Source organism: Sebaldella sp. S0638, from assembly GCF_024158605.1.
Lineage (GTDB): Bacteria > Fusobacteriota > Fusobacteriia > Fusobacteriales > Leptotrichiaceae > Sebaldella.
Genome location: NZ_JAMZGM010000001.1, coordinates 19,063 through 30,241 on the forward strand (window position 1 = coordinate 19,063; position 11,179 = coordinate 30,241).

General features: G+C 33.2%; 12 protein-coding genes and 1 riboswitch. All 12 genes read right to left on the reverse strand.

Annotation, left to right across the window (positions count from 1 at the left end):
• Positions 1-188 precede the first annotated feature (188 nt).
• A riboswitch (purine riboswitch) is annotated at positions 189-286 on the reverse strand.
• Positions 287-600: 314 nt separating this feature from the next.
• Positions 601-1,341 (reverse strand): sulfite exporter TauE/SafE family protein, encoded by a 741-nt coding sequence (locus NK213_RS00055; RefSeq protein ID WP_253345857.1) that lies wholly within the window; start codon positions 1,339-1,341, stop codon positions 601-603.
• A gap of 20 nt (positions 1,342-1,361) precedes the next feature.
• Positions 1,362-2,471, reverse strand: a complete 1,110-nt coding sequence (locus tag NK213_RS00060; RefSeq protein ID WP_253345858.1) for an anaerobic sulfatase maturase — start codon at positions 2,469-2,471, stop codon at positions 1,362-1,364.
• 139 nt (positions 2,472-2,610) lie between these two features.
• Positions 2,611-4,053: an arylsulfatase gene (locus tag NK213_RS00065; RefSeq protein WP_253345859.1), complete on the reverse strand. Its 1,443-nt coding sequence runs from the start codon at positions 4,051-4,053 to the stop codon at positions 2,611-2,613.
• Between the two features lie 28 nt (positions 4,054-4,081).
• Entirely contained in the window at positions 4,082-4,894 is an 813-nt protein-coding gene (locus tag NK213_RS00070) for a PTS system mannose/fructose/sorbose family transporter subunit IID (protein ID WP_253345861.1), read from the reverse strand.
• A complete protein-coding gene (locus NK213_RS00075) occupies positions 4,894-5,688 on the reverse strand; it encodes a PTS sugar transporter subunit IIC (protein WP_253345863.1) in 795 nt (264 codons plus the stop codon). The genes NK213_RS00070 and NK213_RS00075 overlap by 1 nt, the downstream gene beginning before the upstream one ends.
• Before the next feature lie 24 nt (positions 5,689-5,712).
• A complete protein-coding gene (locus NK213_RS00080) occupies positions 5,713-6,189 on the reverse strand; it encodes a PTS sugar transporter subunit IIB (protein WP_253345864.1) in 477 nt (158 codons plus the stop codon).
• 23 nt (positions 6,190-6,212) lie between these two features.
• Positions 6,213-6,641 (reverse strand): PTS sugar transporter subunit IIA, encoded by a 429-nt coding sequence (locus NK213_RS00085; RefSeq protein WP_253345865.1) that lies wholly within the window; start codon positions 6,639-6,641, stop codon positions 6,213-6,215.
• A 55-nt stretch (positions 6,642-6,696) separates the two neighbouring features.
• Positions 6,697-8,481 (reverse strand): sulfatase, encoded by a 1,785-nt coding sequence (locus NK213_RS00090; protein ID WP_253345866.1) that lies wholly within the window; start codon positions 8,479-8,481, stop codon positions 6,697-6,699.
• The gene (locus NK213_RS00095; RefSeq protein WP_253345867.1) at positions 8,481-9,317 is read right to left on the reverse strand and encodes a MurR/RpiR family transcriptional regulator; all 837 of its coding nucleotides are present in this window, start codon (positions 9,315-9,317) and stop codon (positions 8,481-8,483) included. The genes NK213_RS00090 and NK213_RS00095 overlap by 1 nt, the downstream gene beginning before the upstream one ends.
• Positions 9,318-9,625: 308 nt before the next feature.
• The gene (gene lacB / locus NK213_RS00100) at positions 9,626-10,141 is read right to left on the reverse strand and encodes a galactose-6-phosphate isomerase subunit LacB (protein ID WP_253345868.1); all 516 of its coding nucleotides are present in this window, start codon (positions 10,139-10,141) and stop codon (positions 9,626-9,628) included.
• 40 nt (positions 10,142-10,181) lie between these two features.
• Entirely contained in the window at positions 10,182-10,604 is a 423-nt protein-coding gene (locus NK213_RS00105; protein WP_253345869.1) for an RpiB/LacA/LacB family sugar-phosphate isomerase, read from the reverse strand.
• Positions 10,605-10,761: 157 nt separating this feature from the next.
• Positions 10,762-11,142, reverse strand: coding sequence for a hypothetical protein (locus tag NK213_RS00110; RefSeq protein WP_253345871.1), 381 nt, complete (start codon positions 11,140-11,142; stop codon positions 10,762-10,764).
• Between the last annotated feature and the right edge of the window lie 37 nt (positions 11,143-11,179).

The following is an 11,179-nucleotide window of genomic DNA, read 5'->3' on the forward strand; positions in this document are numbered from 1 at the left end:
AAGCCTAAGTATACACTGATTAATGTGTATACTTAGGCCCTGTGGAATAACTTTTTATATTTAAGTTATTATTATTTATAAATGCTATTAAAAATCCAAGTTTTATTTTATTTTTTCTAAAATTCTTCATTACTTCCTCCTGATAAAGTGTCCCACATAATTCAGGCAAAACAAAGTAAGAGTTAATAAAGATTAACCTTGTTATTCATAGCCGGTCATTTACGGTAACCTGTAGAGACGTCCTGCCATATTCAGAACATATATGAGACTTATTCAATTCACATTTAGTATAACAGAAAGTTTTTAGTATTTCAAGAGAATTAATTATTTTTATCGATTTTTAATTAGTCCATTCGTTTTATAAATGCTTTTTCTTTTCAATATCGGATTTCATCATTTTATTTTTATTCTTATTATTACTAATATATAATTTTATTTTATATTTATAATATTAAAATTTGCATATATATTTTTTATATTAGATAATTTATAAATTGCACTATTTATTATTTTTCTTTATAAATACTATTTAGTTAATACATATGAAAATTTTAATAACAGTAATTATAAGTATAGAAAGCCGATTAATATAAAAATATTTTAATTTACATACTTAAAAATCACCGTAATACTCTGCATTAGTATTATAAATAATATTGAAAGCTTAAATATCAAAGATACTTTTTCACTGCTTATTTTTCTGTTTATCTTACCTCCTGCATACCCTCCGATTATAGCAGCCGGCACCATAAACAAAGCAAGAGAAAAGTCCATATATCCGTTCATTGTATATTTTGTGAGAGAACTAAGTGTTGTAAGAAAAGTTATAAATATACTGTCCACTGCTGCTTCTTTTGGATCCATACCAAAAAATACAATTAATGCTGTTACCTGAAACGGGCCTCCGCCTATGCCGAAAAATCCTGATAATCCCCCTGTTATTATTCCTATTATGATTTCTGCTATAGGATTTTTTATATTTATCTCAGGAATTTTTTTTCTGAAAATTACAGAAAGCAAAACCAATATCAGCATAAAGATATATGCTACATCTATAAAATTTTCATTTACATATTTTAGAAGGGTTCCGCCAAGAAAACCTCCTATAATACTACCCGCAGCAAGCAGGATAATTTTTCTCACTTTTATTTTTACACCGTTTCTCATAAAAGTGACCAGTGTTACCACTGCCATTGACATTACCACAATTGATGATGTAAATGATGCCAGACTTTTGGCCACTCCTATATTTGCCAAAAGCGGTCTGATTATAAGTCCGCCCCCGATTCCCACTATTGCCCCTATTATTGTAGAAAATAAACTAATTATAAAGTACAGCATTTTACTTTCTCCTTAAATTTTTAAAAACTTCCTTTTATTAACATCTCCCTGATTTTATAAAATTTATCCGTATGTTTTCCGAAAAATTCTTTGTATGTTTCGCAAAACCTGTTTTTATTGTTGTTATCACGATGTTTCTTACATCCGTTACAGCATAAATTTCTATACTCACACTGCATGCATTCTTTATTATGAACCAGTGACTCCATTATAAATTTCTCTGTTTTTTTGCTCTGTATTATTTCTTCAAAAGTGTTTTCATTTATATTCCCCAGTTTATAGTCGTCATATACATAAAAATCACAGGGATAAATACTGCCGTCACTTTCTATTATATTCTGACAGCTGCATACTCCTCTCATATCACAGGCTTCATAAGGATAGCCCAGAAAAAGACCGACTATATTATCAAAATATCTTATACTTACTCCCCTGTCATTTATAAGATCATCATACCAAAGATCAAATAATCTGTTCAGAAAATCGCCATAAACCTCTGCAGAAAGCATATACTTTTCTGATTTCATATTCTCTTCTGTTTCTATATAAGGTATAAACTGTAAATAATGAAAATCATTTTTTTTATAAAATCTATATACTTCCTCTATATTTTCAGCCAGTTCTTTTGTTACTACAGTTAATATATTAAAGTCCGCCTCGTATTGTTTCAATAATTCTACAGAGTTCATTACTTCATTAAATGTTCCCTGCCCGCTGTGATTTTTTCTGTTACTGTTGTGTATTGTCTCAGTTCCGTCAAGTGATATCCCTGTTAAAAAATTATTTTCCCTCAGAAATTCCGCCCATTCCTCATTTATTAATATCCCGTTTGTCTGAATCGTAAAAACAAAATTCGTCTCCATTTTTTCTTCTTTTATATAATCCATTATTTTTTTATAAAATTCTATTCCTCTCAGCATTGGTTCTCCGCCCTGAAAGCCAATGCCGCATGTTCCGCTTCCGCAGAATTCAGAAGCTTTTCTTATTATTTCTTTTATAGTTTCTTCTTTCATGCCTCCGTAATCACTTATTTCCCTGTTACGTGCCGTTTCATTATAGAAACAATATCCGCAGTTTATATTACATCTGCTGGAAGCTGGTTTTATCATTAACTGTAAATTTCTAATCATATTTTTCCCCTGTCATTGTCTGCCTTAAATAATACATTCTTTTATCCTGACCAGCCAGAATATAAGATTTCGTCTCTATATCCGGCTGATCTGATATATATAGTAAATGCTAAAACTAATTAATTTTCAAACAAAAATATCAGTTATCCAGAATATGGCTCAGACATTCTTTTGCTTTCATTCCTGTAATAAGATTTATCCCGTCAGAATATCCTTCTTCCCTGCCCTCCAGCTCTTTGGCGAGAATTTTTCTGTATTTTTCTAATATTTCAGTATATTCTTTCTTTTGTGCAAGGTCAGTTATTTCTTTTGGATCATTTTCCAGATCAAATAATTTTTCTTCACCTGTTTGAGAAAACCACATATATTTCATTTTTTTATCCACTATATACTGATTTGATTTTTCATGGTTAAAATGCTCTCCATGGAGATGTTCCCGCCATTCCACAGGTTTATTTTCTATTATTTCTTTTATACTCTTTCCGTCCACTGTATCAGGAATTTCCATATTGCAGAAATCAAGCAGTGAAGGCATTATGTCCCTTATTTCCACTAAATTATCAGGGTTTCTTTTTTCTCCTCCGTTAAGAAAATTTCCCGGATCGTATACTATAAACGGAATATGAATACTTCCCTGATAAGGCATTGATTTTCTGAATAAACCATGATCTCCCATTAAGTCTCCGTGATCGGAAACAAAAAGTATAATGCTCTCTTTTAGCAGATCATTTTCTTTTAACACCATCAAAAATCTTCCTATCTGGTGGTCAATATGTGTTATACTTCCATAATACGCTGCTTTTGCTCTTTTCATTGCTTCTTTGGATATTTTTCCCTCAGTGGCATTAACATTATATGCTTCCTTTATATCTTCCGCATCTGCGGGTATAGGATCGTCAATCTCCCTGTTTATATACATATTATAGTAATATTCAGGCGGGTCAAGCGGTGAATGCGGTCTTATAAAAGACAGTTTCAAAAAGAAATTTTTCCTCTTATCCCTTCTTCTCAAAAAGTTTATTCCTTCATTAACAAGCCAGTTTGTAGGATGATACTGTTCCTCATGAGGCCATGATCTTGCCACCCATGAATTACAGTCAAGCCCGCTGTCAGTAAGCTCTGCGGAAATTCCTTTTTTTTCTTTCAGCCAGTATAAATAATCATCTACATTATAGAATACCGATTCATATGTTTTTCTGCTGTTTCTGCTGTTATTTGAATATCCGTTATGTAAAAGTATATTATGAAATCCGCACAGACTTCTTTCAGGATGTACATGCATTTTCCCCACACATTGTGTGTAATAATCATTCTTTGCAAAAGTTTCTGCAAGCATATTTTTATAATTCCATGTTACATTATTTTTATATCCTACTCTTCCATGATTTCTCTGATTCATCCCCGTCATAAGTGCTGCTCTTGCGGCTATACAGCTTGGTACTGCTGAATATGCATTTTTAAAGTTATATCCTTCACTTGCCATCATATCCAGATTCGGTGTTTCTACTACAGGATGTCCGTTTATTCCCAAACAGTCTCCTCTCATCTGATCTACCATTATTAATATTATGTTTGGTTTCATTTTTTCTCCTTTTATCCAGTAAGATTATTTATACCAAAATTCCGAACATAGACAGTATTACTGAAATAATTAATACGCCGAAAATAATACGCACTGCAAATTTTCCGTTTGACTTTTTCAGCAGATAATAACATGCCACTGTTACCAGTACAGGCAGAAGATTCGGCATTACTTTATCAAGCATTTCCTGAAGTACCAGTACCTGATCACCTATTTCAAACTGTGTTCCTATTTTTACTTTTACGTTTCCGGCTATAAGTCCCCCGATTACTATTACCCCAAGTACGTTTGCCATTCCTGAAAGTCTGTCCAGTACACGTGTTCCTTCATCTTTTTCATTTATTACACTTTCGCCTTTTTTATATCCGTAAAATAGCCCGTAATATTTTAACGGTGTATAAAGTCCGTTTATCATAAGAAACATCAGTATTGGCCCCAGCACATTCCCCTGTACTGCAAGAGCTGCTCCTATACTTCCGCATATTGGCATCCATGTAAAGTTCAAAAGACTGTCTCCTAATCCCGCCAGCGGCCCCATAAGACCGGTTTTTACAGCTATTACCCCTTCTTTTTCTTCTTCTGTGGTATTTTCTTCCATAGCAGCCACTATTCCAAAAATGGAAAAAGCTAACATCGGGTGTGTATTAAAATATTCCAGATGCCTTCTCATTGACTCCACTCTTTGCTCTTTCGGTGCATCTTTATAGATTCTTTTTAATATAGGACTCAGACAGTAAAGAGATCCCAGACTCTGCATTCTCTCATAGTTATGAGACATCTGGATAAGCTGTGTACGCCAGAAAACTTTATTCAAATCACTTTTTGTTATTTTATTCTCCATTATAAATCCAACTCCTCTTCTGAATCATTTTCTGTTACACTGCTGCTTATTTCTGTTTTTACACTTTTTTCTTTGCTTGTAATAATAAGATCATATATTCCTGCGAATACTAGTCCCAGCAAAGCAAGACCCAGTAAAGGTATCTGAAAATATGATGCTATTACAAAACCTAATAAAAGAAACATCCACATATATTTTTTCATCATCATTGTAAGAAGCATTGCCATCCCCACAGCAGGTATTATTTTTGATGCTACAGACAATCCTGTGAATATACTCTCAGGTATTCTGTTTGTTATGAACTCTATACTTGCTGTTCCCAGATAAACTGCAATAAATACCGGTATAAATCTCGATAAAAACCATAGTCCCATTCCTATATACTGCAGTTTGTCTATTTTTCTGTAGTCACCGCTTAATATTATTTTATCTGCTCTGTGAACCAGTGTAATATTGAAAGTCTGTAAAAACATCGATACCTGCTGTATAAGCATTGCTACGGGAATTGCCACAGCTACTCCCGCTGCTACACCCTGTCCTGAAAGAATTCCTATAGCTACACCTACCACGCTCCCGCTTATTACGTCAGGAGGAATATAAGCACCGACATTATTCATACCAAGCCACATTAATTCAAGTGTTCCCCCTATTATCAGTCCCTGTTTCAGATCTCCGAGTATCAGCCCTGTTACTACCCCTGCAAGCAGCGGTTTTCTAAATCCTAAATGCGGACCATACTGATCCCATACACAGACACCAGCCCAAATTGCCACCAATATTGCCTTTATTAACATAGAATTTCTCCTCCAGTCAAATTTTTATTTCAATAAATTTTTCATCAAACTTTCGTCAGATTTCGGAATCATCTGTATAAATACTTTTATCTCTTTTTCTATTAGCTTTTTGAACGCCTCTTCTTCTTCCGGCGTGACAGATACAGCTTTGGAAAGTCTTTTTCTGTTCTCGTTATATCTCATTCCTCCGACATTTATTGCATTTATATCCAGCCCGTTTTCTACCAGCTTCAAAACATCTGTAGATGTAGTAAATATAAGCATTGTTTTTCTCTTTATAGGTGTTTTTTTCAATATTTCTATAAACTGATCCACACCAAATAGATGTACTTTCACTTCCTTTGGAGCTGCAAGTCCGGCTATAGATTTTTGAATAGGATCATTAGCGGCTTTGTCATTAATTATCAAAACCTGTTCTATCTTGTAATCTTTCAGCCATGTGGAAACTACCTGTCCGTGAAGCATTCTGTCATCAATTCTCACTAATTCTATATTTTCCATTTTTTCCTCCTGATTTATAATTTTTATAATTCTATGTCATCATTGCATAATCCCGCTGTTTCTTCCCTAAGATCCACCAATGATTCATTAAAAGCTTCAGACATACACTCTTTCAGTTCATCCATTTCCAGATCTCTGTTTGTAAATAATTCCAGAAGCAAAGGCATATTATAGCCGCTCAAAGCCAGAATACCCGGTTCTCTTACCAAAAGACTGGCAGCTGCATTGCTTGGTGTTCCTCCTCTTATATCTGTTAATATTATGACTCCTTTTTCATTTTTAAATTTTTCATATACCCCCTCCAGCTCTTTTGTCACACTTTCCAGATCCTTATCTTCCGTAACGGAAATTACTTCACAGTTATCCTGTCTGCCTATTATCATTTCTGCACTTTCCAGCGCATATTTGGAATAATGGCCGTGACTGATTAAAATCACAGGTATTTCTCTCATTTTTCCTCCTTTATTTATATTCAAATATTTTTCTGTATATATTCAATACAAAGTATCAGTCTTTTTTTTCTGCATATTTTATACTATCCATCAAAACTTTCTTTTTATCACCGAGATTCAGTTTATCAGTTACACTGTCTGCGATTTTTAATATATCTTCTTCTTTTAATTCATTAATATTTTTTTCTTTACACATATTATTTATTTCATTCAGGAAATATTCCCTGTCTTCATGATTTCTTATAATCCCCTTGACTATATTTATTTGTGTCAATACTTTATCAGATACTGATATATCTCCGTTTATTCCTGATTTTCCCCTCAGGATTCTTGTTTTTCTCTGCTCTTCTAATTCCTTTGCAGTGATTTTTCTCTCTTTAAATAAACCGATTCTTTCGTACTGTTCATCTGGTGCTTCTGACTCAAGCATCAGTTCCCGCATTATCTCTGCTGCTTTTTCCTCGATTTCTATGTCATCTATATTATTTTCCTGAAAAGGATCATTTTTTCTGTTAAATAATTTATTCCCGAATCTGTAAAGTGATGATTCCAGTTCCCCAAAAGTTTTCAGGATTTTTGCTCCATTTGTGAATCCGAAGCCGCTGCTTAATTCCATATTTTTTATCTGTCTGCTGCTGAAAAAACCTCTCATTTTCGCAGGCATCAGAGTATATTCATACAGCGGAGTATTTTCAGGATTAATCGGAGCTCTCATATAAATATAATCATCATTCACTACATTTACATGACCTCCATATATCCCGAACAAGCCTGCCTGCCTTACGTCTTCATGTTTTTCTATGGCTTTTCTCAGCGGTTTTCCCTGCATTGTTTCGGGCAAACTTATATTAAAGTATTCTAATATTGTAGCCGGCAGATCTATTGTCTGTGCCAGTGAATTTCTTATTTCATTTTTTATTTCAAATCTAGGATCCCAGATAAAAAACGGAATATGAGCCACTTCGTTATACACCGGTTCCATATTTTTCCCGAGCCAGCCGTGCTCACCCAGTAAGAAACCGTGATCAGTATTTACTATTAACATTGTATCTTCCCACATATTATATTTATCCATTATATCCAGTACTCTTCCCAGCTGTGCATCACACATGCTTATTAACGCCGCATATTCATAATTAAGATGCTCTATCTCTTCTTCACTTTCTGTTACAGGCTTATAAGACGGCCAGTCAAAGAATTTCCCGTTATATTCATGTTTATATAATTCCTTATACTTCTCAGGTGAATAAAACGGTTCATGAGGATCAAAACATTCTATCTGGAGAAACCAGTTATCTTCGTTTATATTTTCCTCTATAAATTCCAGTCCTGCATTTACCACCTTTGTTCCTGAATAATCCTCCTCATCTTTCTGATAAAGCCTGTTTATCCAGTTTTGCTTAAAGGATATCCCTTTTTTGCCGGTTTCTATCTGTTCAGGTATATCTATACTGCTGATTCTGCCTTTCCAGCGATCCCCCTCCTGACCCCGAAAACCCTCCCATGTATTGTATCTGTTATGGTATGTTGCTCCTCCGTCTTCGAAGTAATGTGAATGATCAGTTACCAGATGCGTGTAAATACCATTATTTTTCAATGTTTCCGGCATGGAAAAGTCAAACGGCTCCAAAGGCCCCCAGCTTCTATGCAGAAAATTATACCTTCCTGTGTGCAGTTCTCTTCTTGCAGGCATACATGGCAGACTTCCGGAAAAAAAGTTATTGAACATTACTGTCTTTTCTGCGAGTCTGTCAAAATTCGGTGTTTTTATCCATTTATTCCCGTAAACGGACAAACTTCTTCTGTTTAGTGTGTCAAACATTAACATAACAGCTTTCATTACTTGCCACCTCTGTTTTTTATTTTTTTTAGATAATTCATAATTATTAAATTAAATACACTTGTGTAAAGTATTCCCGATATAAGCCCTCTTGGTATAAGCCCGTCTTCTTCATAAAAGATATTTATAAGAAAATCGCTGTTTTGAGCCATATAGCTGTTTGGTTTATAAGTAATAAGCACTGTTTTTGCCTTCCGGCTTTTTACTATATTCAAAATATCACATATGAATTTTCTTTCCCCTCCGGTTTTGGATATAAAAATTGCAAGTGAATTTTCATCGAGGGATTCCGCAAGCTCTTCCTGCTTTTTAAATTCTGTGAATGCTTCCATATACTTTCCGTGTCTCAGCATATGATACTGAAAATCTTTTCCCATTATCTGTGATATAGGCAGTCCGAATACTGCTATCTTCTCTGTATCTATTATGAGGTCGGTTACTTTGTCTATTGTCTCGATATCTATTGATTTTTGTGCATTATACAAAGTTTTCATTGTTGAACTAAAGATTTCATCTGAAAAACTAAATACATCTTTATCGGCAGCCGCATAAAATGCTTCACTTAATTTACTGTCTGTTTTTAATTTTTCTATGTATTCATTTACATATTTTCTAAATTCTATAAAGTTTCTGTACCCTATCTTTTTACAAAATCTACCAATTGTTGACGGTGCCACAAAGCTTAACTTTGCTATATGTTCCTGAGTCATATTCGGGATATTATAAAAATTTCTTAAAAGAACCCTTGCTATTACTGCTTTGCTGTCTCCTTTTTCCAGATTAGCTTCGAGTATATTTATAAGGCTCATTCGGGAGTCATTGCTTTCTAAGTCCATAAAACCCTCCTTTGTCTTTAATTAATAAATTATACCCTGAAAAGAGATATAAAATGTTGCAGGTTCTGCAAGTTTTCTAAACACAAAAATCTTTTTTTAATTAAATAATAACTCAAAAAATAAATGATTCTTTTTCTCTGTTATTTTATAAATACATATTTTAAAAAAATTTACTCTTTATAAATTATATGCATAGAAACTGTGTATACTTGTGAACTATATACAGTTTCTATACATTATAATTCTTCATTTGATATCTATATTCATTTTAGGATTTTCACAAATATGAATTTATATACTCGGTTTAATTAGTCATGATAACAGCCTTGATTCCACTTTTCTATAAATTCATCAAAGAAATCTTCTTTCTTTATTTCTTCATTTTCAATTTTTAAATTATTAATTTTATTTATTAAATTTTCATTCTCTTCATTTTTTTCATATTCAGTTCCCAGAAATTCATCCATAATATTCTGAATAAGTCCTATTCCTGTAATCCGTCCCCCTAATCCCAGTACGTTGGCATCATATTTTTTTCTTGCCATTTTTGCAGCAAGAACATCACGTACAAGTGACAGGCGTATTCCCGGAACTTTGCTTGCAGCATTTGAAATACCCACTCCTGTCCCGCAGATTACTATCCCAAAATCTGCCTCTTTCTTCAAAACCCTTAGTCCCACTTTTCTTCCGTAGATTGGATAGTGTGTTCTTTCATTATCGTAAGTCCCTTCATCAAAAACTTCATGTCCTTTTTCTTCCAGATATTTAACCATTTCATTTTTTATATCTGTTACAATATGGTCACATCCTATTGATATTTTCATTTCTTCCTCCTGTTTTTATAAAATTCTTAGACTTTGTTTACTACATTTTATCCAGCATATCTACCCTGACCTGATGTCTTCCGCCTGAATAGTCAGATTTTGCAAATATACCGCATATGCTTTTTGCCAGATTTTCTCCTGTAATTTCATATCCTATTGTGATTATACTTGTATTATTATGGTCTCTTGTCATCTTTGCCGAATGTTCGTCTGCCATCTGTGCACATACTATTTTTTTATGTTTTGTACATATCATAAAAGGGGCAATTCCATAGTCATCTATGATTATTCCCTTTTCAATATCCCCGTTCATTACCGCTTTCGCTATACTACATGAAATATTGAATATATCATTTCCATCTTCTTTATAATCAACAGTTTCATAACCATTCTCCAAAAGATATTCCATGATTTTTTCTTTCAAATAAACTCCTCCGTCAGAACTTCCTATACCTATTTTCATTTGACCAGCCTCCGTTTTTATTTTTAGTTACTTTTTGTTACAAAATGTTATCTTTTATTATATGATTATTATATCCTGATTTTTATATTTGTCACGTGCAGATATTGCAACTTTTAATATAAACAAAAAACACCCCGAAAGGTGTTTAATGTATTTATTATTTAATTTCCATTTGTTTCGGATGCTTAAATTCCTGAATATGCTTTAAATAACGCTCTTTTTTCTCAGTATTTTCATCAGAGAAAAAATATTCCAGATAGTTTTCAAAAAGTTCCTTTTCCTGAAACAGCCATAATTCTGTTATTTTTCCGCTATAAACATAATTTTTATTATAGTATTTGATCAGCATTTCTATGGTTTTCGGTCTGAATACATCTATTCCCCATGATTCAGGGTAACTAAGGTGAATATTTAAAATAAGAATTTTATTTTTATATACTCTGACCTGTACATCATCAGTATATTCAGTAACAGAATATACATATTGTGTCTCATCTACGACAATATTTCTCTTTTTTATCTGTCTTGATTTCCTCATATTTTCTCCTGCTTTCTGAAAGTTTATTTTTTGGCAT